Raw genomic sequence first — 24,328 nt, 5'->3', positions numbered from 1 at the left:
CTTCCTCTGCTTCCTCTGCTTCCTCTGCTTCCTCTGCTTCCTCTGCTTCCTCTGCTTTTGCTTCCTGCTCTCTGCCTTCTGCCTCCCATAATCGATTGACAAACACCCCACCGACCGGAATCTTCAACGTCTCCAGTGCGGTGAGAAAGCGTTGCGTTTCCAAGAGGCTCATGGGTTCTGCGATCGCCACGACTAAACAAACCGTGTCATCCCGATTCTGCAATAGCTGCCGTCCGCCTTTAAGGTCTAACTTCATGTCTTGCAAAAACGCATCGGCATCATCGGCGGTGTAGCGTCCGGTAAACGATTGGCTGATGACGCGATGCTTTTCCTGGAAGAGTTCCAGCGCCTTCAGAAATTCATCGAGAAAATCCATCAAGCCAAACAGGTTGAGCGTGTGCCCGCTGGGAGCCATATCTACCACGACGCGATCGGCTTCGTGTTCGCGTAGCAGCCGTTGGATTTCTAAAATACCCATCAGTTCATCCAAACCGGGCCAGCTCAGATCCCAAACGGGTGTTAGATCTTCGTTTTCGACAAAGCTGCCACGCTCGACCAGTAGTTCCAGAACCTGACCATAATCGCTCTTAAAAGCTTGCAATAAGGTTTCAGCGTCGAGCGATCGCACCTTGAGATTCGGCAAATCTGCTGTGGGTTGCGATTCATCTGTGACTGTCATTTGCAGCACGTCGCCCAGAGAATGCGCCGGATCGGTAGACAACAGCAAAATCGCCTCGTCGGGAAACTGCTGTGCCCACTGTCGCGCAAACCCGCAGGCGAGGGTTGTTTTGCCCACTCCGCCTTTGCCGCTAAACATTGCCAGATGAAGAGAGTCGAACTGTTTCATGGTTTTGGGAATACTGGGTCAGCGTTACTGATGGAACGGCATTGGGGCTGTCAATGACGCTACCCACAGACTACCCATTTCGAGACAGCAGCTATCCTGCACACGCCAGGAACGAGGATCAATGAGTGATTTATTTAAAGGCTTTGAGCAACTGCTTGAGTTAGCAAAAGTCCTGGAAGAAAAAGCGGCAGCGGGTGAGCTGAAAACCGACATTCAGATCAACACCCGCAGTCTGAGCAGCATTCCGCGACAGGGAAATATTCCAGGTGGCGTTGGGGTGAGTCGGATGCGATCGCCTGCTGAGGGAGCAAGGGGAGCAGGGGGAGCAAGGGGAGACGAGGGAGCAACGGGAGCGCCGGATGTGATTGTGACTCCTCCTTCCAGCGATCGTGATGGCACCACTGGCGAAACGTCTGCCCCGCTCAATGATGTGGGCGGGCTGTCCGAGGTGCTCAACGAATTGCGGGAGCTGATCGAAATTCCCCTTAAGCGTCCTGATCTGCTGGCAAAACTGGGACTGGAACCGCCGCGTGGTGTGCTGCTAGTGGGTCCACCCGGAACAGGGAAAACACTGACGGCGCGAGGTTTGGCGCAAGAATTGGGCGTGAACTACATTGCGATCGTCGGTCCCGAAGTGATGGGCAAATACTACGGGGAAGCAGAGGCACGTCTGCGTAGCATTTTTGAGAAAGCGGCAAAAGCGGCTCCCTGCATCGTGTTTATTGATGAAATTGATAGCCTTGCACCCGATCGCAGCAAGGTGGAAGGCGAAGTGGAAAAGCGTCTGGTGGCGCAACTGTTGGGCTTAATGGATGGCTTTGCCCAAACCAACGGCGTGATCATTCTGGCAGCAACCAATCGCCCGGATCATCTTGATCCAGCACTGCGTCGTCCTGGTCGGTTCGATCGTGAAGTGCAGTTCCGTGTACCCGATCGCAACGGTCGCCTGGAAATTCTCACCATTCTCACCCGCACCATGCCGCTGGATGAAACGGTGAATGCGGCAGTGGTCGCTGATTTAACGGTAGGGATGGTGGGAGCAGATCTGAAAGCCGTGTGCCAGAAAGCCGCCTACAGCGCTCTGCGTCGCCAGGTTCCTTCGCTACAAGGAGCCATTCCCGATGACATGACGCTCAGCCAGTCGGATTTCCTTCAGGCACTCAAAGAGGTGAAGCCATCGGTGCTGCGATCGGTGGAAGTCGAGTCGCCCGATGTGCAGTGGGATCAAATTGGTGGGCTGGAGGACATCAAGCGCACGCTGCAAGAATCGGTGGAAGGTGCGTTGCTGTACCCCGAACTGTATGAGCGGACGGGTGCCAAAGCGCCACGCGGCATCTTGCTTTGGGGTCCACCGGGAACGGGCAAGACTTTGCTGGCAAAAGCGGTCGCCTCGCAGGCAAGAGCCAACTTTATCGCTGTCAATGGTCCCGAATTATTAAGTCGCTGGGTGGGTGCTGCGGAACAGGAAGTGCGTGAACTGTTTGCGAAAGCGCGGCAGTCAGCTCCATGTGTGGTATTCATTGACGAAATCGATACGCTGGTGCCAGTACGCGGAAAGTTTAACGGTGATTCAGGAGTGAGCGATCGCGTCGTGGGGCAACTCTTGACAGAGCTGGATGGACTGCAAGGTTGTGTCAATGTTTTGCTCATTGGCGCGACTAATCGACCCGACGCGATCGACCCTGCCCTGCTCCGCGCGGGACGATTAGACCTGCAACTCAAAGTTGATCTCCCCGATCTGCACACGCGACTGGCAATTCTAAAGGTTCATAACGGCGATCGTCCCCTGGCATCCGTAGATCTAACTAGCTGGGCAGCTCAAACGGAAGGCTGGAACGGCGCAGATCTGGCGCTTCTGAGCAACCAGGCGGCACTAGAAGCCGTTCGACGCTACCGAACCGCAGGTTCTACCGATCCATCCAGTATCCAGATATTTACGGATGACTTCCTGGCGGCTTACCAATTACTGTCAAAACAGCGTCAGTCGGTCTAGTGTTCCCTGTTAGTGATTCTCGACGCATCCCCTTGATTTAGCTCTCCGCTGAACCAAGGGGACTGCTTTTTCCAAAGGCTTTGTTTAACCTAACGTCTCCTGCGATCGATGATCTCTGCACAACCACCCGACCCAGTACGCCAACATGCCCTCGCTGCGTTAACCGCTACGTTTATGACGCAAGGGCATCCTACAGAATATGCCCAGCATATGGCGACTGCCGTCATCTTTCAAACTGACTTAGAGCTACGTAACGCACAACTGACGAATCTTTTGGGCTGGCTCAAACAAGAGCATGGCGATGTTTATCAGCAGGCACTGGCTCATCTAGAAAGCACCCGTGAAGAGTTTGAACGGCGACTTCAAAGCGGCAGTTAGTTTTTTGTGGACGTTCTCATACCAATTTGATGTGACCTTGCATAGAACCAGGGGCTTAGGGTATTTAAACCTTAAAGCCAACGAAGGATTGCAGCAGCGTTAACATAGCAAAGTAATTTTCGGCTCTGTCATCACGAGTGATAAGCAAGCCGACGAAACGGTTTCGAGCAATTTAATACCAATTCTACAAAATCGCCCTACAGTTCGTTTTTGCTGCTGACCGCTGACCGCTGACCGCTGACCGCCAGCCGAAGCTTGCCTGTGTAGCTACAGTTGAGTGAAATGGTATAAGTCGTTCGACACGGTTGCGCTGGCAGTGGCGTTGACGGTGTTGCAGCGTCTCGATCGGTTTTCTAAGCGCCGTAGCAATTCAGTCGTGTCGCAATGACGCACCCGTCCTTCACACCTAAAGCGTGCCATTCAGATAAAATGACGACATTCGTCTCTGCCTTATTGCCCATTCAAAAGGGAATCTAGTTTTATGGTGCCAATTTCCGCTCTTGGCGATGCCCCGGTTGCTCTGGTTCCTACCCACACGATCGCCGAGTTTCCAGTCAACACCTTTCTAGAAAGCATTGTCGTCAGTGCTGATCAGACGCTGTTCATCACTAACCACTACGAAGGCAAAGTGATTCGTATCGGTGCTGATGGGGTACCAACGACCCACGCCACGATCGCAGGTAAAGCTACAGGACTGGCTGCTTTGCCAGATGGTAGTCTGCTCCTTTCTGGTTGGGATGATCAGAATACCTGTGTCGTCTGGCAGATTGCTCTAGACGGTGCAGCAAGTGTTCTTGTATCTCTACCTGATGCGCTCTTTTTAAATGGGCTGACATACCTGACGGACGATCGCTATTTAATCGCCGACTCCTACCGGGGCGCAATTTGGGAACTGAATGCTGTTCAGGGCAGCGTACGCATCTGGTTGGAACATCCTCTTCTGTCGCGGGCAGATCTTGAGAATGCGACACCAGCGGTAAATGGGTTGAAGATCTTTGGAAATAACCTCTACGCCTCGAACACACAGAATGCTCAAATGGTGCGAGTGCCAATCCAAGCCGATTATCAACCGGGTGAACCAGAGATCTTTGTGCAAAACGTCAATATTGATGATTTTGCGTTCGATCGCGCTGGCAATCTCTACGGTACGACGCACGTGTTCAACAGTGTCGTGAAAATTGCCCCTGATGGCAGTATTACAACTATTGCTCAGGCTGATCAAGGTATGACCGGTACGACAGCCGTTGCGTTTGGGCGATCGCAAGGCAATCTCACTCACCTTTATGTCACCACTAATGGCGGGATGTCGTTTCCCCCACCAACAGGCGTTGAAGCTGCCAAAGTAGTGTGTTTAGATGTAGGCATTGAAGGATTACCGTTACCGTAAATGTCTATGCATCCTGCTAATGAACGTACCGATCCGCCTGTCACGATCGATGTCATTCAAGAAGTGCAACCGGGCTGCGAGGTAGAATTTGAGCAAGTTCTTACTGATTTAATCGAAGCTGCTAAAACGTTTGAAGGACATTTGGGTGCCAATATCTTTCGTCCGTCCGATCGTGCCAATCCAGAATATCGGATTGTTTTCAAATTCAATCACCTGAGCAATTTACGACAGTGGGAAGAGTCTGCGCTGCGACGCAAGCTGCTGGAACGTGCTAAACGGTTGACGGTGGGAGATAGCAAATGGCAAACGTTGACAGGACTGGAAACGTGGTTCACGCTTTCGACCCAGCAGGCGATCGTGCCACCACCGCGCTACAAAATGCTCATCGTGACCTGCCTTGCCGCCTTTCCAACGATTAACGTCATTAATGTTCTCTTGCAGCCACTCAAGCCGCTACCACCGTTGCTTTTCACCCTTATCACCACAATTACTCTGCTGTCACTCATGACCTATGTCATCATGCCGCGTATGACTAAACTATTTGCTGGCTGGCTATACCCAAAGTCAGTCAACCTCGATCGGAATCAAAATAGCTGAAGTTGAAGACTAAATCCTAGGGCGCGTCATCAATTCAGCTCCGAAACCTTGCTGAAAGTCATGTGTAGTCGTCATTGATGACAGCCCCTAACCTCTCGCCGTTGATTTTGAAAGCGGTTTGGCAGTTGGCACCACTACTTCAGCCGCCGAGGAAATGTCATTGTCTTGAGTGCCTGTATTGTTGAAGCATTGCTGTCAGCACTGCATCATTCAAGCTTCGAGTTGTATCAAACGAGTTTAGAACGACGTGAGTTGAGCTTTGAGAGGCATGAGTCGATGTCAGGGTCGAATCCTTCAAATTCTGAAGTCAATTTCTTAAACTCAGCACTCCATTCTTCTCTAAAGCCAATCCCTTGAGCTTTGAACTCTATTCTTGATTACCCAATGTCAAACAACAGCTAAACTGTCAAAATGACATTAATCTGTCAACAACGACAAGAGCGGGTTAAATGACAGGAAGCGGGCGGCGAGAATCGAACTCGCATCATTAGCTTGGAAGGCTAAGGTTTTACCACTAAACTACGCCCGCGTAAGATAACGGCTTAAAGCATCCATAACACTAACACATTTTCGGCTGTTCACACTAAGCGCTGCACGCTCCGAAGTAGGGCGAACGCACACGTTTCTTAACACGCCAGGGGTAGCACAATTCAGACTTACACAACGCTAAAGCAGCCAACTTTTTCGCAATAAGCTCTGATTGGTGAGACTATTCGCAATAAAGCAGGCGAAATTGGCGTTTCTTGAGATACGTACTTTTGTATGCGTTGCCCTAACGCTCCAAGGCATTTTCTAAGGGGTGTTTGCGCAAGCGGATGATCTGGAGGTTAGGGCAGTTGTACTTGTGCTTCAATCATCAGGTTTGAGAGCGGCGGGGTTGATACCTTGCCGTTTGAGTTGTTTTGTGCTGGCTGAAACCGCCATTGCGTAAAGATTTGCGTGGCAAGATCGTTGAGGGTTGCCTCATCGATCGTGCTTCTAGCAGAGGATGAGAGAAGTGTTGTTTTTTCGACCTTAAGCACTAGTCCTGTTTGGTCAATAGTCAGAGTCGTTTCCAAGCGAATCGTTTGCTGTGCCAGTGCGGATGAGTAGCGAACCGTGACATTTTTCTGCGTCTCAATCGGTTGTGCTGCTTGCAGTTGAACATCGACTGTCGGCTGACGGGGGTTAGAAACGGTGACAATAATGCTGTCTCCTAGCGGTCCTTGTGAAATGCGTTCACCTGCTGCTGGTGATCCTGCTGCTGGCTCAGAACTTGCAGATGGATTTGGCAGAGCACCTGGCAACCGTTCTTGAGGAGAACCGGAAGGTGGTTGAGGCTGCCTTGGATCTGGCAAACCTGACGATCGTGGGAAGGGGGTGCTCGTTGAGTTTGACGGTGGCTGAGTTGAGTTATTGGCGGGTTCAGAAGGCAGCGGTACTGGGTTTCTGGATGGCAGCACTGGCTGGCTCGACGGTTGGGGCTGGGGTGGCTGAGTACGGGCGCGTAAACGCCTTCGCTGGGTTGGCTGGACGAATGGCTGCTCGATTGCTGGATTAGTCTCTGATGGCTGCGATCGCGCATTATTTGGCTGTGCCTGAGTTGCAGCAGGGTTAATTGACGAGGGCACACCGGGACGGGCGGCGATCGACTGACTGGATGCTGTCGATTGAGCGTTTACAGCACTTGGGTCAACAAATTCGACAGCGATTGGCTCTGAGTCTAGCTGTACGGTTGCGGTACGCGTGAGAAAAAGGGTGGCGAGAATAAACAGCACGAGATGAATCAGCACTGATCCCAACACGAGCGAGAGCCAAAGGGTTGGCGGATCGGTCGATCGTCGCCAGTCGATCGCTGGAGGTTGGTCAGCAGGACTCATCACGGTGCCACAGGTTTAGTTAATTGTTAAGTGCCGTTCGCGTACTGGAATGCCAGCAGACGATTCCGAATTTGATCCTAACTCACTCCTGATCATGCTTAGCGCTGATGCTGCGATCGCATCTAAAACTGACTGAACGTTAAATCAGGAATCGCTCGTATCAACGTGTTGATTAGTAAAGGTGTAGTTAAGAATCTGACAATCAACCACATCTGCGTGAATAATTAGCCTAAAAGATTAAAACCTTGCTTTGGTTTTAAAGTCGGTTTAACCACTATCAACAAAAGGTGCAGCACGATGGCGCAACTTGATATCTGGAGAACTCAAGCGTTCATACGTCTGGGAGCGTTGCTTAGGAAGCTGCAAGGAGCCGCTAATAAGAACGACGAACTGGCGGATAGCCTCATCCGGGTTCTCAGTGGACTGCCACCACGCCCTGCCGATAAGCTACCATATGTGGGTTTGTTCTCAGTCAGTGATGTCAAATTAGGCAGACAAGGGGCAGCCAGTCGGCTGCAAGAGTTAACAGGCAAACTTCAGGGAGGCGTGAACGATAAAGACGGGCTAGTCGATAATTTGCTGCGATCGCTCAGTAAATTGCCCACTCGACCAGCAGGTAAGCCACCGTATGCCGGATTGTTTCCTACCAGCACCATGCTGCTGCTGACGGCGCAACAAATTTTAGCGATCGCCCCCGAAGCAAGTACCAGTCGCATCAATACGCTCACACCGTATCTGAACCGCACCATGATTGAATTCAACGTGTCTACGCCTCTAAGGCAAGCACACTTCTTGGCACAGATTGCTCATGAGTCCGATCGCTTCAATGCGCTCGAAGAGTACGCCTCTGGCGAGGATTATGAAGGTCGTGATGATCTCGGCAATACTCAAGCTGGGGATGGTGTGCGCTTTAAAGGCAGAGGGTTGATTCAGGTGACGGGTCGAACCAATTACGGTTTGTGTGGACAGGCGTTAGGCGTTGATCTAATCAACAGCCCGACCAAATTGTCAGCCCCTGATCTGGCAAGCCGTAGCGCCGGATGGTTTTGGGCAACTAATCAGCTAAACGGTCTTGCTGACAATGATGATGTCAGAACGGTCACTCGTACAATTAATGGCGGCTACAACGGATTGGACGATCGCATCCACCTGCTTCAAGCTGCAAGGCGTGTACTCAGGGCATGAGGCTCAAATCTTAGGGCGATCGTGAAGCCAGACCACTCTGATAGAGGTGTTGTACAAGAATGGCTCTATCAGAGTTCTGCCCGATGCACTTAAAGCGCTGTAGTCGGCACCACAAAATCTCCAGGTTTGACTACTGAAGGTTTTGTCGGGCTGGGGGCAGGACGTGACTGTGTAGCAGGTGGCTGCGTCACCGATGGCTGTATCGTAGGTGGCTGCGTCACCGGGAGCCGTGTCACGGTTGCGGGCACAACTGGTGGCTGCATTGCTTCCTTCGGGGCAGTACGAATGGGTTGCGTTGCAACAGCGGGTAACGGTACACGAATAGGCTTGCCTGTGATCGGCGATCGCCCTGATGTGACAGGTTGCTTAAGCGCAGACGGCGCAGGCGTTTTTGGCTTCGAGACAGGAATCGTCGTTGGAATCGCAGCCGATGGAGTCGGTAATGGCAGCGGACGGACAGCCGGACGAGTCGAGCCTGTAGTAGATGCCGTCTCTGGTGGTGGTACGGGAATCGGGATTGAGGTGCTGGCAGGACGAGGGAACAACGATGGTGTACCAGAACCAGGCGTAATTACAATCTCAGGGCGAGACACGGATGGCAGCGCTGGTTGTGGCACTGGCAGAGGGCGGGGTGCTGGAAGCTGTACTGGAGCTGGAGCGGCAGCGATCGCGCTATTCAACGGTTGGTCATTTGTGATATAGAAATGTCCTAATGCCTGATTGTTGTAGACTCGGCGCGTGATTCGCCAACCAGGATTTAAGTACAATTTGGCAAAGCCATTCGTCACGCCTCCAGCCCGACCGATTGGGATCTCTGGGGCGGTGCGATCGCGATTAGAAACACCTACAAGCAGCAAATCACCCTTGCGCTGCACCACGCGCAGGCTGTATTGCAGACCCAGATCCTGGTCACCCATCCGAATTGAGTAACCGTTAGCATCAGTGCTCCGTCCACAAATGCCCGTAAAGTCAAAATCTGCCAGGAGCGGCTCAACCACTGTCGGGCTGGTGCCACGCTCACTCCAGCAAGCGCGACTATTTGCCACTTGCTCAACAATCAATAGTTGATGGGCGTTATTACCATACGGTGAAGCAATGAGAGCCAGCTTGCCTGGATCTAGATCTGCTTTACTAAATAGTGCAGCCGCTGCGGGTTCAAGTGGGATCAGGGAACTTAAAGCCAGGGTTGACAAAGCAACCAATTTGAGTCGAGTCATCATGTCCGTTTGTCTCGGTCTGAGGGAAGGTACTGTTGTCCTGTCCGCAGACGTTGCTTATTGTTCCGGATGAAACAAACTAACGCTATGTAAATTTTCCGACTGGTACCCAGAAGTAACAAAAATCCTTACGCAGAAGCGTTTTCAGGGAACTCTCACCATACTCTTTTAGTCATGCATTGGTTAGGGTGGTATCGTATGGCAACAAAAGGCTGTTCTCGCTTTTAGACAGCAATTTTATCCACGCGATCGCATTCAAACTTCAAACAGAAAAGTAACGTGCATGGAAACCAAGCTGATTTTGACGGAGAAAGACATCAAGCGAGCGATCGAAGAATACCTGATCGGCACCAATCAGGGCAAAGCCAAATCGATTCGACTAGAGAAGGGCAACAATGACGTTTCGGCTGATCCAAGAGAATATTCTGCCTTCTACGCAGAAGTTGAATTGGAAGTCGAAGGAGAAGGCATTGAGTAATTTGTGTAAATTGGTAGTATTGATGTCCTTACACGGCGTGAAGTAGTATGACACCTCCATCTTCTCAGCAGCAAAGTGAAGCTGATCAACCAGCGGCACTGACTACTCAGAAAACCAGAACAAAGCGTCCGATTTGGGAGGTGGTAGCAGAGATTGGTGCTCAAATTCCTGATGAAGAATGGGCAAAGTTGCCAGATGACGGTGCGGTCAACTATAAGCACTATCTCTATGGCGCTACCAAGCAGGATAGTGTGATCGACCAAGACACATGAGCGTTGTTTTCGCCGATGCAGGGTACTGGATTGCTTTGTTTAACCCGCGTGATGGGTTGCACACTCAAGCAATGGTCAAAGCACAAGTTGTACAGGCTGAGTTGATCGTTACAAGCCAAATGGTGTTAGCAGAGTTTCTCAACCATTACGGGTCGATGGGAACGCAATTTCGCCAACGTGCAGTTGAAGTGGTTAATCGCTTGCAACACGATTCGGAGGTTGAAGTTGTACCACAAACGAGTGAACAGTTTGAGCAAGCACTAGGTTTGTACGCTCAGCGACAAGACAAAGCGTGGGGCTTAATTGATTGTGCTTCCTTCCTCATCATGCGAGAACGAGGCATTATATACGCACTAGCCTACGATGAGCATTTCAGACAAGCAGGCTTTGTGCCGTTATTGCGCGATCGCTAAAAAGGTGAAGTCTCACAAGCTGTTCTAACGGAAGAGGTAGTGTTAAACGGTGCTGCGATCGTCCCTTGCCTCTCTCCATAAATTGCACTCAACTGCTGAGTTGTTGATTGAAGTGCGATCGTGCGTGTGAAGCTTATCTGCTCGATCTATGATGACATACAGTAACTTTATGTCTAATAATAATTGGACTAATACTCTCTAATTTTTTTCAATCGCAATGAACAATCAAGAAATTCAAATTGATACGAACGAAAATCTCTTGTTTCAGCCTTGGGTTGGCAGCCAGTATGGTAATGAAAGTTTATTCAAAATCCCGGTTTTGATAGTTGGAGAATCCAACTATACTGATGACATTGAGAGGGAGAAACCTCATAGTACCTTCACTCATCGATTGATTGAGAGCATTATCAATGGTAGTTGGAAGCATAATTTCTTTAGCAATATTCAAGAACTTTTGTCGAGAATGCCAACACTCAGGAGCTAAGAACTAAATTCTGGCATTCTGTGGCACATCATGAATACATTCAGGATTGGCTACCTCGTCCTGGAGTTCGTCCTGACGAAAATATGTGGAAAAAGGCAAAACCTATTTTCAAAGATGTAGTTGTCGAGTTAAAACCCAAGTGTGTCTTGTTTGTATGTAAGAGAGTATATGATCGGGTGTCACAAGACTTTCCAAGTTCTACCTCTCTGATTGTTGATGAGAGTCATCCACTTACCCTAGATATTTATAAAATTCCTCATTCCACTTTACAGATTGATGGCGCGTTAGCCTCCTGGATCTATCATCCATCTTCCCATCAAGGAGGTTTCCAAAGACCTAGAGGAATTGTTAGTTCCCTCATTGAAGCTGCTGGTGGTAAAGTATGTTTGCCCTCTTCTCAAAGGAATTAACAATCGTGTGCTTCGAGATAGCGAATTAGGTCTCGACGCTTCATTGAATTGAGACACTAACTGGCTCATGAATTACATCCCTACCACTCAGTTCTTGATCCGTCAATTGGCGATTAGGGAGAAGGATGAGTTGAATCGCTTCCCGCAAACTTTCGCGGGCTTCTTCTAACGTCCGCTCCTGGACATTTGTACCAGGCAACTCTTGTGCGTAACCAACGTACCAACCCTGTACTTGCTCAAACACACCAGTAAACGTGTTTTCCATGCTTAGTCTTTCTCAATGAGCCATACGAAACTCATTCTCAGACTATCCTAGAAAAGCTGATGTGACGAACTGCAATGCTGAACATTTCTCAACTGCTGGCAGACGAGCTTGACCTCAAACCGTTTCAGGTGAGCAACGCGCTCGAACTTTTTGCCGAAGGGTCAACCGTGCCATTTATTGCGCGGTATCGCAAAGAGCGCACGGGTGAGATGGATGAAACCCAGTTGCGGGATCTGTCTGATCGCCACACCTACCTGACTGAGTTAGAGGATCGCAAAAAGGCAATTCTGGAGTCGATCGCCCAGCAGGACAAACTGACTCCTGCACTGGAAGCGAAAATTACGGTGTGCCTGCAAAAAAACGAACTCGAAGATCTCTATCTGCCGTACCGTCCTAAGCGTCGCACTCGCGCCACGATCGCTCGTGAAAAGGGGCTAGAACCATTGGCAGCGTTGATTAGAACACTGAACAACCCAACGGCTGCACCAACAGTTCTAACAACTGAAGCGGTGAAGTACGTTTCTGAAGCAAAAGGAGTGGCGACGGCTGAGGATGCCTTGAAAGGCGCGTCTGACATTCTGGCGGAAGAAGTGGCAGAGAAAGCGAACTTGCGGGCGTATCTGCGCGAATACTTCATGACAGCGGGTGTTTTGACCTCGAAAGTGAAAGGCGATCATCCCGAAGGGTCAACAAAGTTTGAGATGTATCGCAGCTATCAGGCAATGGTGAAGGCGATCGCATCACACAATCTGCTGGCACTCTATCGAGGCGAAACCGAAGGTGTGCTGGATGTGGATCTGACCTTTGATGAAGACGCTGTGCTGTCCTATTTGGAAGCGCAAGAACTGCGGGCAAAACAGCGAGAGATTCGCAACTTCTACCGCGATATGCTGAAGGATGCGTTCCATCGATTGATGAAAAATTCGCTGATTTCGGAAGTTCGCGCTGCTAAAAAAGTTGAGGCAGATGTCGAATCCATCAGCACCTTTGAGGCGAATCTGCGGGAACTGTTGTTGTCTGCCCCGGCTGGGATGAAACCCACGCTGGCGATCGATCCCGGTTTTCGCACTGGCTGCAAAGTGGCGGTACTCGACCAGACGGGCAAATTTTTAGAATACCAGACCATCTTTCCTCATCAGGCAGCCGGACAGCGGGTACAGGCAGGGCGAACGCTTGCCACCTTGATTGAGCGCTATCAGGTGCAACTAATCGCGATCGGCAACGGTACGGCGGGACGCGAAACCGATGAATTTGTCACGGAAGTCATGCAAGCGCTGGAACGCAAGCCCGTCAAAGTGATGGTGAACGAATCAGGCGCATCGATTTATTCCGCCAGTCCAGTGGCGATCGCCGAATTTCCTGACCAGGACATCACCGTGCGTGGTGCCATCAGCATTGGTCGTCGCCTGCAAGATCCACTGGCAGAACTGGTGAAAATCGATCCGAAGTCGATCGGTGTCGGGCAGTATCAGCACGACGTTGATCAGAAACTGTTGAAAAAGAAGCTGGATGAAACCGTAGAAAGCTGCGTCAACTATGTGGGTGTCGATCTCAACATGGCATCTAAAGAGCTTCTCACCTTTGTCTCAGGCATCACGCCTACTATTGCCAACAACATCGTCGCCTACCGTAATGAAAACGGCGTGTTTGGCGATCGTCGGCAATTATTGAAAGTCCCCAAACTGGGTCCCAAAGCCTTTGAGCAAGCAGCAGGATTTTTGCGCATTCGCAACGGTAAAAATCCGTTGGATAACACTGCTGTTCACCCGGAAAGTTACAAGGTCGTGGAAAGCATTGCTACGGATTTGAGCGTTCCGTTAACTCAAATTACTCAAGTTGCTGAGCGGCTGAAAAAGACCGATTTGAAGAAGTATGTGACAGAGGCGATCGGTGAACCCACATTACGCGACATCCTTGCCGAACTCGAAAAACCGGGACGCGATCCTCGTGCTGAATTCAAATATGCCACCTTCAAAGAGGGTGTGAAAGAGATTTCTGATCTCACGATTGGGATGCAGCTAGAAGGCATTGTCACCAACGTTGCTAACTTCGGTGCCTTTGTGGATATTGGTGTGCATCAAGATGGGTTAGTGCATGTATCGCAACTCGCCGATCGCTTCGTCAGTGACCCCAAACAAATCGTCAAAGTCGGTCAGGTCGTGAACGTGCGCGTACTGGAAGTCAACGAAAAACTCAAGCGCATCAGTCTTTCTATGCGCGCCGATGCTGCTGAAGGGCACAGTCAACCCAAAACCAATCCATCACCTCAAGTTAATCCATCACCTCAAGTTAATCCATCACCTCAAGTTAATCCATTATCTAAAACCAATCCATCACCTAAAACCAATCCATCATCCAAAACTAATCCATCACCTAAAGCCAATCCATCTCAACCCAACGCTGCCTCAGAGACAAAACCCGCTACATTGGATGACTTGAAAGCAAAGTTCGGAAAAAAACGGTAAGATAACGCGATCGCTGCTGTTGGGTTGAGAGGGTGGAGAAAGGTTATTTGTTAGCCCCTGATGCAACCTATCTCTTGCAATGGCAACGCAATGCAATAAGACCCCTGCCAAAAGAGTAAAAATGTTGCTGACCCATGCACTACCGCTTGAAATCGCTTCGTCTCACTTTGTTTTTTGGCAGTCTTGTTGTATGCCTTTGGTTGAGTCAACTTTCATTCGACGGCAGATGGTTCTTCACACCTGAGCGTTCCAATGCCGCTGATGCCACGCAATTGACGCAGCAAGGTTGGGAGCAGTATCAGAGCGGTGATTTTCAGGGCGCGATCGCTCAATGGCAAGCGGTCTTAAGCCTGACTGCTGATCATCCTTCAGAATTGAGAGCTACGGTCTTAAAGTATCTCGTGCGGGCAGACCAGCAAGTTGGCGAGCTTGATCAGGCGATCGCGCATCTAGAGCAGCTCATCGTCTACTATCGGCAGACAGGCAATACCCTTCAAATGGGCAGGATGATCACAGAACAGGCTCAAGCTCATAGCAGCCTGGGGCAACAACGCAAAGCGATCGCCCTTCTGTGTAGCGAAGTTGATCGTCCGTGTGTTGCCAACAGCGCACTGATGATTGCCCGTCAACAAGCCGATACGGCAGGTGAAGTTGCAGCGCTGGGCAGTCTGGGCAACGCCTATCGTCTGCGCGGCGACTATGACCGAGCGCTTCAGCATCTAGAGACCGCGCTGACGCTAGCAAGACAGACGCATAGTCAGCTACATGTGCTTGCAGCACTGAATGGTTTGGGCAACACCTACGCCAGTCTTGCAGAACGGGATGTTCGTCGCCGTCGATCGGCAGAAGCACCAGAAGCGCACGCATGGAATCAATCGATCGAGCGCTACGATAGCAAGGCGATCGCATACTTCAAAGCCAGTTTGACCATTGCCCGCGCTCAAAATGATGGGCTGAACGAACTGCGATCGCTGCTTAATCTGGTTGTGCCATTACAGCGTCGGCAGGAAGAGAAGATCGCAGTCAGCGGTCAGCGCTCAGCGCTCGGCGGTGAGGAGTCAGAAGCTAGCTTTATTGACTCTGCTAGAGCGCTTCAGCAAGCTCAACGAATTCTAGGACAATTGCCTGCGTCTCGTGAAAAGACGTATGGGACGATTCGCTTAGCAACGTTAATGCAACGGGTAGCGGGGCAAGCAGCGATCGATCCAGCGACACACTGCTTCGGGTCTGATGCGCCAGAGCAGGTAGTCCCGTTGTTACAGCAAGCGATCGCGATCGCGCAGCAAATCCGTGATCCTCAGTCGGAAGCATTTGCCCTGGGGCGCTTGGGGCATGTGTACGAATGTCGTCAAGCCTATGGACAGGCACTGAGCCTGACGCAACAGGCACAACTAGCGGCGGCAAACGATGACAGCCGCTATCTTTGGGAGTGGCAAGCCGGTCGCATCTTGCGGGCACAGGGAAAAACAGCGGCGGCGATCGACACCTACGATCTCGCCGTGCAGACGCTACAAACGATTCGAGGTGATTTAGCGATCGCCAGTCGAGATTTTCAGTTTGACTTCCGCGATACGGTAGAACCCGTCTACCGAGAACTAACCGCACTCTATCTTGAGCAAGCCAGCAATCAGAAGCAAGCCAGCAATCAGAAGCAAGTACAGCGCCAGGTAGAAGGCAAGGGTGAGAATATCTCAATGGTTGCGACTGTACAGACGATCGAGTCGGCGCTAGAGACCATCGACAGCCTACGTTTGGCAGAACTGCAAAATTACCTTGGCGAAGATTGTACGCTCAGCGCGATCGCCAAGCCTGTGACGGTGGTTGACCCCAAAACTGCCGTTCTCAGCTCTGTCATTCTCGGCGATCGCGTGGCGCTCATTCTGACTCTCTCCATGCCAAACCAGCGGTATCGCTCTCAGGTGCACTGGTTGCCTGCCGACGCTCAAACGGTGAAAGCCACTATTAATGATTTGCGTCGTCGCCTAGAAAAACGGTCTGACCTGGCAAACAGCTATCAAGCACCATCGCAGCAGGTGTACGACTGGCTGATCCGACCCTTTGCTCAGGACTTGCAGACTGCTCAAATCGAGACGCTGGTGTTCATTCAGGATGGTATCTTGCGGAGCATTCCCATGGCAGCCCTCTACGATGGCAAACAGTTTCTGGTAGAGCAGTACGCGATCGCCAGCACCCTCAGCCTGAGTCTGGTTGATCCCATGCCGATCGATCGCACGTCTCTTCGTGTCTTGGGATTTGGCTTGACCAAGCCATCGCTGGTAGAAGGACCCACGTTCTTTGCACCCCTCAGCTACGTCAAGACAGAAATTGACAGCATCCAAACCGCTATTCCTGGCAGCAAAGGCTTACTCGATGATGCCTTTACTCTCGATCGTTTGCAGCAAGAGCTGACGGTAGACGCATATCCGATCGTGCATTTAGCCACTCACGGCAGGTTTGGGGTTGATGCGCGCGATACGTTTTTGGTGACGGGGAAGCGGGAGGAAGTGAGTCGGGAGTTGGAAGTCGGGAGTCGGGAAGCGCGGTTAACTCAACGTGCGGCGCTGGGAAGTCAGACTTACAACGAAAAGCTGACGATGAATGCGCTTTATGAAATGATTCGCGCTATGCGGCAGGGTAAGCTACTGGAACTGCTGACATTGACGGCATGTGAGACAGCGGTAGGCAGCGATCGTGATGCACTGGGTATTGCAGGTATTTCGCTTCAGGCAGGGGCACGGAGTACCGTCGCCTCGCTTTGGCAGGTGGATGATCAGGCAACGGCGCAACTCATCACCCACTTTTATCAAGCACTCAAACAGGGGATGAGTCGCGCTAAGGCTCTGCAAGCAGCACAAAAAAACTGGCTTCAGCGACATACGGGCGATCGACATCATCCTGGTTATTGGGCAGCCTTGATTCTCGCTGGCAATTGGCTCTGAAGCATTAAGACCGATCGACTACATGGAGTGGTTCACCATTACAGCGCCCGTCCGCTAATGATGATCGGTTAAGGGTGCCAGCGTGCAGGTACAGGCAGAACTGCTCAGCTCGATCTGAATGGTTGTATGCGCGATCCCAAACTGGGCTTGCAGCGCTTCGCACAGGTGAACCAAAAACGCATCGCCGGGATGCCCATCTGGTATGACGAGATGCGCGGTGAGTGCGGTTTCTGTTGTGCTCATGCCCCAAATGTGCAAATCGTGAACCTGTTCAACACCAGGACGTTCTGCCAGATACGCCTTCACAGCCCGTTCGTCGATCGCCTCTGGCACCGCATCGATCGCCAGGTTAAACGAATCTTTCAGCAGTTGCCAGGTGCCCACAATAATCAACGCGCTAATCACCAAACTGAAAGCAGGATCGAGCCAAAGCCAATGAGTTACCAAAATGCCAATGCCTGCAAGGACAACGCCAAACGACACAACCGCATCAGCCGCCATATGCATAAAGGCAGCGCGAAGATTCAAATCTTGCTGGCGACCTGACATAAACATCAGCGCCGTTACCGTATTGATGACGATGCCGATCGCTGCCACAATGATGACGATCTCGCCCTGCACAGCATCCGGTTTACTGAAGCGTTGAATGGCTTCCCATGCGAGTCCCCCCGTAACCACCAGGAGAAAAATGGCGTTTAAGAATGCGGCTAAAATTGACGATCGTCGCCAACCGTAGGTGTAACGGCTAGAGGGTTGCCGACGTGCCAGCACACTTGCGCCCCACGCCAATACCAAACCTAAAACATCACTCAAGTTATGACCTGCATCTGCCAGCAGCGCTACTGAATTCGCCAGATAACCAAAAATCACCTCAAGACAGACAAACCCCAGATTCAACGTCAGCCCGATCGCAAACGCACGACTGAAGTTAGCAGGTGCGTGATGATGAGCATGTCCAGTATGATTATGCCCGTGGTGATGATCATGTCCAGCGTGATGATGTGTCATAGCGACAAATCGTTAGGTTCCTAAATGTGTCTTGCGACAGCTACAGTCGGAAGGCAAGCACGGTTGATGCCCGTATTTTAATCCACAATGCTGGACGATTTGGTGTGAGCTGTGATGACCCTATCGCTTTCGGCTAACTTGAGTCGGTTGAGCCAATGTACGATCGCGTGTTGAAGCGCGTCAATTGGCATAGGCACGTCTCGTTAGCTGCGTTTATCCTTCAGGAACGCTACACGAACCACCGACACTCATGCGCTGCTGGTATCACAATGGATCGCAAGTTGATACATTGCCAGCGTTAGTGCTTACAAGGCGATTGTGACTCGATACATTGGCATTGCAGCTCAATACATTACGCGATGTGCGACTTTCCTGAAAAGCCTGCCAAAACTGCCCTCACCCTAGCCCTCTCCCATCGGGAGAGGGAACCGGAACGGTCTGGAAGCCCTTCTCCCTGGGGAGAAGGGTGGGGATGAGGGCGAATTAGTTGCACATCGCGTTACATTGCTATTGTCAGTGCCCACAAGGCGATCGCGACCCGATACATTGGCATTGCGACTCGATACATTACTATTGTCAGTGCCCACAATGTAATTGCGACTTAATACATTGCTATTGTTAGTGCTTACAATGCCGTTGCAGCTCAATACATTGGCATGGCAACGGTTACTTTCCTTAAAAACTGATACGCCCCTCTAACGTAATTGATGCAATTCTTCTCCCCACTCCCTACTTCCCACTCCCCACTCCCCCTTTGTGGAATCATCGCCTGCATCATCGTGGCAGCGCCCACCAATGCCGCTCAACCCCTCTATGTTTCCTATCCGCCTGCCAACCATGAGACGGTTGCCGATCGCATCTTTCTGATTGGCACTGCCGCACCGGGGGGAACCGTCTTGGTCAACGGCAAGGCGATCGTGCGTAATACCGCTGGACATTTCGCGCCTAGTTTTCCGCTGCAAGTCGGGGAGAATCGGTTTGATTTACGCTACGGCAAGCAGTCGGTAATGCTGACCGTCACGCGCTTAGCGACAACATCCGCTTTACCCACAGGTTTGGCGTTTGGCAAAGACTCGCTCAGCCCTGCTGTGGATATCGCGCGATTACCTGATGAGTTGATCTGCTTCACTGCGATCGCACCGCCAAAAGCAACCGTTTCCGTAAAGCTTGCTGAGCAAGCTGTTTCCTTGACACCACAGCCGCAGCCGATCGAGCTACCAGGCAATGCCGCTGTGTTAACGCAGCAGAATCAACCGACGATCGCCGCGACTGGACGCTTTGAAGGTTGCACTCGCACCGTGCTGCTGGGCGATCTGGGCAAACCAGAATGGCAGCTCGCTCAAGATGGTCAAACCATCAAACAGTCTGGCTTCGGCAGCATCAAAATTCTGTCACCTACACGTCTAGAAACCGCTGCCGTCACAGTAGAATCCGGCACCGCTCGCACAGGCGCGGGCACAGACTATTCTCGCCTCACACCCTTACCCAAAGGCACACAAGCCCTCGTGACAGGCTACGAAGGCGATTGGGTGCGGCTAGACTACGGTGCCTGGATTAAGCGCAGCGAGGTGCAGATTCTGCCGACGGGTGCCCCACCAACGTCAATCATTCGCAGTATCAAAGCACGGCAGGCAGGCGACTGGACAGAGGTTATCTTTCCGCTGCAAGTGCCTGTGCCTGTGAGCGTTCAGCAGGGCGATCGCACCTTCACCCTCACCCTCTACAACACCACCGCTCAAACCGATATTATTCGCCTCGATGACGATCCACTGATTGAGCGCTTGGACTGGCAGCAAAGCGTCCCAGGACAAATCCAATACACCTTTAAACTCAAGTCCAGTCAGCAATGGGGCTATAAGTTGCGGTATGAAGGCACGACGTTGGTGCTGTCGTTGAAACATCCGCCAGTGGTCAGCGGTCAGCGGTCAGCGGTCAGCGGTCAGCAGGCAAGCTCAACCCTCAAAACGTCATCTTCCACCATCCCCTCAACTCCCTATCCTCTCACCTCCTCATCTCCCTACTCCCCACTCCCTACTCCCCACTCCCGACTCCCGACTCCCCTCTCAGGCACCAAAATTCTCCTCGACCCCGGTCATGGTGGCGCTGAGGATCTCGGCTCTAGAGGTCCGACTGGCTATGCTGAAAAATCGGTGGCGCTGCTGATGGCGAAACTGGTGCGCGATCGGCTTCAGCAACGAGGCGCAACGGTTTATCTCACCCGCGAAACGGATGTGGATGTGCCCTTACAAGATCGTGTGGCAATGATTGAAAAAGTGCAGCCCACGCTGGCGCTGAGTCTGCACTACAATGCACTGCCTGACAATGGCGATGCTATGAAAACGAAAGGTGTCTCCACATTCTGGTACAACACTCAGGCACACAGTCTGGCAATCTTTCTGCACAATTACTTGACCAAAACCCTGAAGCGATCGTCCTATGGCGTGTTCTGGGATAACTTGGCGCTGACTCGACCCACGACCACTCCATCTGTGTTGCTAGAACTCGGTTTTATGATCAATCCCGATGAGTTTGAGTGGATCACCAATCCGAAAGAGCAGCAACGGTTAGCAACGGCGATCGCCGACGGCATCACAGCATGGCTACAGAAGAGTCGCCCGTAAGCAACGTGTTTGACGGTTAAACCTCCGCAACTGCGTCAATCAAGCCTGCTGACGCACAGTTGCTTAAAGCCATTCAAAACCGTGCCAAACTTGCGACTCCACAAGGGCTTGAAATTGCCCTCAAACCGCTGCCCAATTGGGCGGGTCGAGAATGCTGCAAGATCTGAGTTAGAGGTCTTTCCCGTTCCTGCTCTGCAAGTTGGCTGGGAGCAATAGACCCGCAAGATGAATGCGTTCATCTGTCCACTGGTGCATGAGTTGAACCTGCCACGCATCTTTGCATCTGCTTAGAGTGACCAATGAGGGATAAATGATGGAGCGGCTTCTGTCCTGATAGTCGTTTAATTTCTATGCCAAACGCTTGATCGAGTTGATTGGCTATGCGATACTTCAAAAGAATTAAGTACAAAAAATCTATTGGCTTAGTGTACTTTAAGTTTTTACCGCCTCTTTTTGTGGCTACAAGCCACACCTTGAGTTCTCGCTGGCAATTGAGGCTATTTTTTTTGTTCATTCACAACTGTGATTCAGGAGCTTTATGACGATGAGTTTTAGACTGAGTGCTAGATTTTTCCGAACGCTTAGAAAGCGAGTTCTTCAGCCCTCTATCTTAGTGATCACCGCGATCGCAACCTTGCTTGCCGTGTCTCTTTTCTCAATTTCGTCGCTCACCGCAGCGCCCAGCGTCAGGGTGCAATTTGTGTCGCCCACCTGGGTTGCTGCAAATGCAAAAGATTCAGATTTGCGTATTCTGGATGTGCGAAACTCGCCTCTGGAGTACATTGCAGGGCACATTCCAAATGCAGTGAACATTGCAGACATCGCGTTTCGTGGTCCGAATGGCTTTTTGCCTGTGCAGTATTGGGAGACTCAGAAGTTAGCATCCATCTTTTCGCGATCGGGTGTCAATACTAATAGTCGTGTGCTTGTCTATTCCGATGCGCGCGATGTTTTGGGAGCCACGATGGTTGCCTATGTGCTGGAGCGATCGGGCGTGAAAGATATTGCCGTTTTAGATGGCGGCTATGCAGGTTATAAAGCCTCTGGGCAACCAGTTGTCAAAGAATATCCCAAATACAAATTTACGTCGTTTGCAGTTCAGGACAATCCCTCCATTCGTGTCACACTCGATCAGGTTGGAAAATTGATTGGCAAACCGGGCGTGACGTTTGTTGATCCCCGACCGGGTGATTTGTTCCGGGGTGAGAAAGACCTCTGGGTTCGCAATGGTCACATTCCAGGTGCCAAAAACATTCCCTGGACGACCTTTACAGAAGCAGAAAACCCTCAAGAAGATCTCAAGAATCCTCATAAGTTGAAGTCACTGGAGGCGCTTCGCAAAATCCTGGCAGACAAAAATATCAAACCGTCCGACGATGTGATTGTGACATGCAGCACCGGGCGTGAAGCCACCTTACAGTACCTCGTGCTCAAACACCTGCTGGGGTATCCTAAAGTGCGGCTCTATGAAGGTGCCTGGACTGAATACAGCACATCTAATCTGCCAGTCGAAACTGGACCGGAAAAAGCTTAGGATGATGGCTTCCATCAAGTGGGGTAGCCATCCAGTTGTTCGGGCAGATGGCTATCCCACAAACGTTACATCTTGTTTGATCCATAATCCTTTGACCCACAATTCTTAGTGATTCGGTGCTAGTGTATGAAGCTTTTGCTTGCGTCCTTTGTTGTGTTTGTGGCTCTAGCAGGCGTATGGTCGGCTAGTTTTGCACAGGAAAAACCAACGGACGGTAGCTGCGATCCACCCCCAGAAAAGCCCAAGGAACCACCCAAGAAGTAAAGAAATGCGGATCTGCTGGTAGCACCTGGCAGCACTCCAGGACTACGGCTGCTGCCCCATTACCGATCGCACCGATATACAGTCGCAGCGAGACGTAATCATCGACCACGCGCAGGTTTCGCACCATTCCCAAACTCACAACGTCATTCTTGAGCGTGGGTTCAATGATTTATTTGAGGAATTGAATGACCTCTTGCTGCCGAGGGTCGATCGTACTTTCATTCATGTCAATCCTCACAGCATAAACCAATCACTTAATTTTGATTGCTAACTAACATGATAAGCCGTGATTGCAACTGCACCGTCAGGGCTATAAATAGCTTCCACCCTGGCATAGATAGAATGTGTCCACCAGGTTTTGATGCGGTTGTCTTGAGCGGGTGCAGTGCCTAGTTGGGTATAGCCTGCTGGAAGCAGCAGTTCATTAAATTGTTTGGCAGGCAAAGTTTTGGACGTAATGGATGGAAATACCATCAATGCGTTGTTTATCAAGGGTCATAGCTACCTTGATAGGTGCTGTAGATGCGGTATCTGGGTAGAACGAGGGAGATTCCTGCCCAATCATGAAGAATGCCGGGGTAACTGTATTCTGCCAAGCTGCCACCCAATCGTAATGTCCAGGAACCAAGCCAAACATATAAGCCAGGAATGAGAGCATCCATGCTGTAGGTAATGGCACGACGCTCAGCATCCACGATCGTCGATAATGCGTTTGCGATCGGTGGCTGCTTCTTGTCAGACGTTCCCATAGCCCCTGTTCTCAATCAGTTTTATGACGATCATACCTCGATCGTACTTTCACTTAAAATCATGCTTGAGAAGATACTTTATCCACGCTTTAATGGATGAAGATTCCAGTGTACTCATTACGTACCAATAGAAATGCTTGGTGTGGAATGCTTGTTCATCGCTTCTTCAAAGACTAAGCTATTGATGAAAAGAGGTTTCAAAGCTTTTTTTGAAGTAACGATGTCAGTTTGTTAGGACGACAAAATAGTGTTACTCGACACCACTGATCCACTTACCGCAGATCATCAATGAACCTTAGACTGTTGGCTTTGCCGATTAGCGCTTCGACGATCGCCCTACTTGTTGTCTTTGCGCCTGCGACTGTTCATGCTGTGGACGATCGCCCGCTGGGGCGGTTATCCCTGTCAAACGAGTCTAACCACAGCCCAGCTATGATGCTCTTGCCGGAACCGCAGACTGCTCCCGATTTGGTTAGACGAGGAGTAGAGAAAGCCAATCAGAAGAATTTCGAGGGCGCGATCGCGGACTTTAATCAGGCAATTCAACTCAAGCTCGACTATGCGCTTGCCTACTACAACCGAGGCAATGCCTATGCCAAAACCAACAATGTTCGTGCGGCACTCGCCGACTACAGTCAGGTGATCTTGCTCAAACCCAACAACGCCTACGTTCGCTATGACCGGGGCGTGCTACGCGCTGCTGCTGGAGACAAGCAAGGCGCGATCGACGATTTTCAACAAGCCCTGGCGCTGTTTAAGCGACAGCTCAACGCCAAGTGGCAGGAGCAGTCGTTGAACCAACTCAAGCAACTTCAGGAGACGTGAGTTGAACAACAGCTTTGCCATGACCACCGACCACGTGAGTGGAAGTAACCAATGCTTGAGCGGCAGTAACGTTCCCAATCACTTGCCGCAGATAACCCTAAAGTTCGACCGACAATCTTTCGGCGGTCGGGTGCATTG

The 24,328-nt window shown here is 51.0% G+C and carries 23 protein-coding genes, 1 tRNA gene and 1 pseudogene; 15 read left to right on the top strand and 10 right to left on the bottom strand.

Annotated elements, in window-relative coordinates:
• A partial coding sequence (locus tag AC5JO6_RS20875) for an ArsA family ATPase (protein WP_496082966.1) occupies window positions 1–847 on the bottom strand: 847 nt, incomplete at its 3' end.
• Window positions 848–968: 121 nt separating this feature from the next.
• Between AC5JO6_RS20875 and AC5JO6_RS20870 the strand changes: the two genes are divergently transcribed.
• Together AC5JO6_RS20870 and AC5JO6_RS20865 are read left to right on the top strand one after the other, a co-directional pair.
• The gene (locus AC5JO6_RS20870; RefSeq protein ID WP_496082965.1) at window positions 969–2,840 is read left to right on the top strand and encodes an AAA family ATPase; all 1,872 of its coding nucleotides are present in this window, start codon (window positions 969–971) and stop codon (window positions 2,838–2,840) included.
• Window positions 2,841–2,948: 108 nt separating this feature from the next.
• A complete protein-coding gene (locus tag AC5JO6_RS20865; RefSeq protein ID WP_496082964.1) occupies window positions 2,949–3,218 on the top strand; it encodes a hypothetical protein in 270 nt (89 codons plus the stop codon).
• Between the two features lie 267 nt (window positions 3,219–3,485).
• On the opposite strand, the gene AC5JO6_RS20860 is transcribed toward AC5JO6_RS20865, so the two are convergent.
• Window positions 3,486–3,638, bottom strand: coding sequence for a hypothetical protein (locus AC5JO6_RS20860; protein WP_496082963.1), 153 nt, complete (start codon window positions 3,636–3,638; stop codon window positions 3,486–3,488).
• 61 nt (window positions 3,639–3,699) lie between these two features.
• Here AC5JO6_RS20860 and AC5JO6_RS20855 point away from each other — a divergent pair, with 61 nt between their 5' ends.
• Together AC5JO6_RS20855 and AC5JO6_RS20850 are read left to right on the top strand one after the other, a co-directional pair.
• Window positions 3,700–4,605: an SMP-30/gluconolactonase/LRE family protein gene (locus AC5JO6_RS20855; RefSeq protein WP_496082962.1), complete on the top strand. Its 906-nt coding sequence runs from the start codon at window positions 3,700–3,702 to the stop codon at window positions 4,603–4,605.
• Between the two features lie 6 nt (window positions 4,606–4,611).
• A complete protein-coding gene (locus AC5JO6_RS20850) occupies window positions 4,612–5,202 on the top strand; it encodes an antibiotic biosynthesis monooxygenase (RefSeq protein WP_496082961.1) in 591 nt (196 codons plus the stop codon).
• A 458-nt stretch (window positions 5,203–5,660) separates the two neighbouring features.
• On the opposite strand, the gene AC5JO6_RS20845 is transcribed toward AC5JO6_RS20850, so the two are convergent.
• Both AC5JO6_RS20845 and AC5JO6_RS20840 read right to left on the bottom strand, forming a co-directional pair.
• Window positions 5,661–5,731, bottom strand: a tRNA-Gly gene (locus AC5JO6_RS20845).
• Window positions 5,732–6,029: 298 nt separating this feature from the next.
• A complete protein-coding gene (locus AC5JO6_RS20840) occupies window positions 6,030–7,061 on the bottom strand; it encodes a hypothetical protein (RefSeq protein WP_496082960.1) in 1,032 nt (343 codons plus the stop codon).
• Between the two features lie 297 nt (window positions 7,062–7,358).
• On the opposite strand from AC5JO6_RS20840, the gene AC5JO6_RS20835 reads away from it, so the two are divergent.
• Window positions 7,359–8,246 (top strand): glycoside hydrolase family 19 protein, encoded by an 888-nt coding sequence (locus AC5JO6_RS20835; RefSeq protein ID WP_496082959.1) that lies wholly within the window; start codon window positions 7,359–7,361, stop codon window positions 8,244–8,246.
• Between the two features lie 89 nt (window positions 8,247–8,335).
• Here AC5JO6_RS20835 and AC5JO6_RS20830 read toward each other — a convergent pair whose 3' ends face one another.
• Entirely contained in the window at window positions 8,336–9,466 is a 1,131-nt protein-coding gene (locus tag AC5JO6_RS20830) for a DUF3747 domain-containing protein (protein ID WP_496082958.1), read from the bottom strand.
• Between the two features lie 280 nt (window positions 9,467–9,746).
• Here AC5JO6_RS20830 and AC5JO6_RS20825 point away from each other — a divergent pair, with 280 nt between their 5' ends.
• The 5 genes from AC5JO6_RS20825 (at window position 9,747) to AC5JO6_RS20805 (ending at window position 11,520) form a co-directional block, all read left to right on the top strand.
• A complete protein-coding gene (locus tag AC5JO6_RS20825; protein WP_496082957.1) occupies window positions 9,747–9,941 on the top strand; it encodes a hypothetical protein in 195 nt (64 codons plus the stop codon).
• A 47-nt stretch (window positions 9,942–9,988) separates the two neighbouring features.
• Window positions 9,989–10,213 (top strand): hypothetical protein, encoded by a 225-nt coding sequence (locus tag AC5JO6_RS20820; RefSeq protein ID WP_496082956.1) that lies wholly within the window; start codon window positions 9,989–9,991, stop codon window positions 10,211–10,213.
• A complete protein-coding gene (locus AC5JO6_RS20815; protein WP_496082955.1) occupies window positions 10,210–10,626 on the top strand; it encodes a type II toxin-antitoxin system VapC family toxin in 417 nt (138 codons plus the stop codon). Before AC5JO6_RS20820 ends, AC5JO6_RS20815 begins: the two co-directional genes overlap by 4 nt.
• 217 nt (window positions 10,627–10,843) lie before the next feature.
• Complete coding sequence (locus AC5JO6_RS20810) at window positions 10,844–11,110, top strand: hypothetical protein (RefSeq protein WP_496082954.1); 267 nt, start codon at window positions 10,844–10,846, stop codon at window positions 11,108–11,110.
• 20 nt (window positions 11,111–11,130) lie between these two features.
• Window positions 11,131–11,520 (top strand): hypothetical protein, encoded by a 390-nt coding sequence (locus AC5JO6_RS20805; RefSeq protein ID WP_496082953.1) that lies wholly within the window; start codon window positions 11,131–11,133, stop codon window positions 11,518–11,520.
• 40 nt (window positions 11,521–11,560) lie between these two features.
• Here the strand turns inward: AC5JO6_RS20805 and AC5JO6_RS20800 are convergent, their stop codons facing one another.
• Window positions 11,561–11,785, bottom strand: coding sequence for a type II toxin-antitoxin system HicB family antitoxin (locus AC5JO6_RS20800; protein WP_496082952.1), 225 nt, complete (start codon window positions 11,783–11,785; stop codon window positions 11,561–11,563).
• A gap of 74 nt (window positions 11,786–11,859) precedes the next feature.
• Here AC5JO6_RS20800 and AC5JO6_RS20795 point away from each other — a divergent pair, with 74 nt between their 5' ends.
• Entirely contained in the window at window positions 11,860–14,250 is a 2,391-nt protein-coding gene (locus AC5JO6_RS20795) for a Tex family protein (protein WP_496082951.1), read from the top strand.
• Window positions 14,251–14,384: 134 nt separating this feature from the next.
• A complete protein-coding gene (locus AC5JO6_RS20790) occupies window positions 14,385–17,189 on the top strand; it encodes a CHAT domain-containing tetratricopeptide repeat protein (protein WP_496082950.1) in 2,805 nt (934 codons plus the stop codon).
• Window positions 17,190–17,243: 54 nt separating this feature from the next.
• Here the strand turns inward: AC5JO6_RS20790 and AC5JO6_RS20785 are convergent, their stop codons facing one another.
• Window positions 17,244–18,197, bottom strand: coding sequence for a cation diffusion facilitator family transporter (locus tag AC5JO6_RS20785; protein ID WP_496082949.1), 954 nt, complete (start codon window positions 18,195–18,197; stop codon window positions 17,244–17,246).
• A gap of 707 nt (window positions 18,198–18,904) precedes the next feature.
• Between AC5JO6_RS20785 and AC5JO6_RS20780 the strand changes: the two genes are divergently transcribed.
• Both AC5JO6_RS20780 and AC5JO6_RS20775 read left to right on the top strand, forming a co-directional pair.
• Window positions 18,905–20,818 carry an N-acetylmuramoyl-L-alanine amidase family protein gene (locus AC5JO6_RS20780; protein WP_496082948.1) on the top strand — a complete coding sequence of 638 codons (1,914 nt, stop codon included), beginning with the start codon at window positions 18,905–18,907 and terminating at the stop codon, window positions 20,816–20,818.
• Window positions 20,819–21,374: 556 nt separating this feature from the next.
• A complete protein-coding gene (locus AC5JO6_RS20775) occupies window positions 21,375–22,352 on the top strand; it encodes a sulfurtransferase (RefSeq protein WP_496082967.1) in 978 nt (325 codons plus the stop codon).
• 280 nt (window positions 22,353–22,632) lie between these two features.
• Here AC5JO6_RS20775 and AC5JO6_RS20770 read toward each other — a convergent pair.
• The 3 genes and pseudogenes from AC5JO6_RS20770 to AC5JO6_RS20760 form a co-directional block, all read right to left on the bottom strand.
• A pseudogene (locus AC5JO6_RS20770) lies at window positions 22,633–22,785 on the bottom strand (iron-sulfur cluster assembly protein); the annotation flags it as partial.
• 98 nt (window positions 22,786–22,883) lie between these two features.
• Window positions 22,884–23,090, bottom strand: coding sequence for a hypothetical protein (locus AC5JO6_RS20765; RefSeq protein WP_496082947.1), 207 nt, complete (start codon window positions 23,088–23,090; stop codon window positions 22,884–22,886).
• 14 nt (window positions 23,091–23,104) lie between these two features.
• Window positions 23,105–23,365: a hypothetical protein gene (locus AC5JO6_RS20760; protein WP_496082946.1), complete on the bottom strand. Its 261-nt coding sequence runs from the start codon at window positions 23,363–23,365 to the stop codon at window positions 23,105–23,107.
• Window positions 23,366–23,653: 288 nt separating this feature from the next.
• Here AC5JO6_RS20760 and AC5JO6_RS20755 point away from each other — a divergent pair, with 288 nt between their 5' ends.
• On the top strand, window positions 23,654–24,190 hold the full coding sequence (locus AC5JO6_RS20755; RefSeq protein ID WP_496082945.1) for a tetratricopeptide repeat protein: 537 nt from the start codon (window positions 23,654–23,656) through the stop codon (window positions 24,188–24,190).
• Window positions 24,191–24,328: the final 138 nt, after the last annotated feature.

It is taken from the genome of Tildeniella sp., assembly GCF_059505325.1.
The sequence above is the reverse complement of the archived record's forward strand: the minus strand, read 5'-3'. Positions and strand labels throughout refer to the sequence as shown.

Bases quoted from the DNA above. Each gene is read 5' to 3' on its own strand.
- AC5JO6_RS20870 (WP_496082965.1), top strand. From the start codon at position 969: ATGAGTGATTTATTTAAAGGCTTTGAGCAACTGCTTGAGTTAGCAAAA.
- AC5JO6_RS20865 (WP_496082964.1), top strand. From the start codon at position 2,949: ATGATCTCTGCACAACCACCCGACCCAGTACGCCAACATGCCCTCGCT.
- AC5JO6_RS20860 (WP_496082963.1), bottom strand. From the start codon at position 3,638: ATGGCACGCTTTAGGTGTGAAGGACGGGTGCGTCATTGCGACACGACT.
- AC5JO6_RS20855 (WP_496082962.1), top strand. From the start codon at position 3,700: ATGGTGCCAATTTCCGCTCTTGGCGATGCCCCGGTTGCTCTGGTTCCT.
- AC5JO6_RS20850 (WP_496082961.1), top strand. From the start codon at position 4,612: ATGCATCCTGCTAATGAACGTACCGATCCGCCTGTCACGATCGATGTC.
- AC5JO6_RS20840 (WP_496082960.1), bottom strand. From the start codon at position 7,061: ATGAGTCCTGCTGACCAACCTCCAGCGATCGACTGGCGACGATCGACC.
- AC5JO6_RS20835 (WP_496082959.1), top strand. From the start codon at position 7,359: ATGGCGCAACTTGATATCTGGAGAACTCAAGCGTTCATACGTCTGGGA.
- AC5JO6_RS20830 (WP_496082958.1), bottom strand. From the start codon at position 9,466: ATGATGACTCGACTCAAATTGGTTGCTTTGTCAACCCTGGCTTTAAGT.
- AC5JO6_RS20825 (WP_496082957.1), top strand. From the start codon at position 9,747: ATGGAAACCAAGCTGATTTTGACGGAGAAAGACATCAAGCGAGCGATC.
- AC5JO6_RS20820 (WP_496082956.1), top strand. From the start codon at position 9,989: ATGACACCTCCATCTTCTCAGCAGCAAAGTGAAGCTGATCAACCAGCG.
- AC5JO6_RS20815 (WP_496082955.1), top strand. From the start codon at position 10,210: ATGAGCGTTGTTTTCGCCGATGCAGGGTACTGGATTGCTTTGTTTAAC.
- AC5JO6_RS20810 (WP_496082954.1), top strand. From the start codon at position 10,844: ATGAACAATCAAGAAATTCAAATTGATACGAACGAAAATCTCTTGTTT.
- AC5JO6_RS20800 (WP_496082952.1), bottom strand. From the start codon at position 11,785: ATGGAAAACACGTTTACTGGTGTGTTTGAGCAAGTACAGGGTTGGTAC.
- AC5JO6_RS20795 (WP_496082951.1), top strand. From the start codon at position 11,860: ATGCTGAACATTTCTCAACTGCTGGCAGACGAGCTTGACCTCAAACCG.
- AC5JO6_RS20790 (WP_496082950.1), top strand. From the start codon at position 14,385: ATGCACTACCGCTTGAAATCGCTTCGTCTCACTTTGTTTTTTGGCAGT.
- AC5JO6_RS20785 (WP_496082949.1), bottom strand. From the start codon at position 18,197: ATGACACATCATCACGCTGGACATGATCATCACCACGGGCATAATCAT.
- AC5JO6_RS20780 (WP_496082948.1), top strand. From the start codon at position 18,905: ATGCAATTCTTCTCCCCACTCCCTACTTCCCACTCCCCACTCCCCCTT.
- AC5JO6_RS20765 (WP_496082947.1), bottom strand. From the start codon at position 23,090: ATGGTATTTCCATCCATTACGTCCAAAACTTTGCCTGCCAAACAATTT.
- AC5JO6_RS20760 (WP_496082946.1), bottom strand. From the start codon at position 23,365: ATGGGAACGTCTGACAAGAAGCAGCCACCGATCGCAAACGCATTATCG.
- AC5JO6_RS20755 (WP_496082945.1), top strand. From the start codon at position 23,654: ATGAACCTTAGACTGTTGGCTTTGCCGATTAGCGCTTCGACGATCGCC.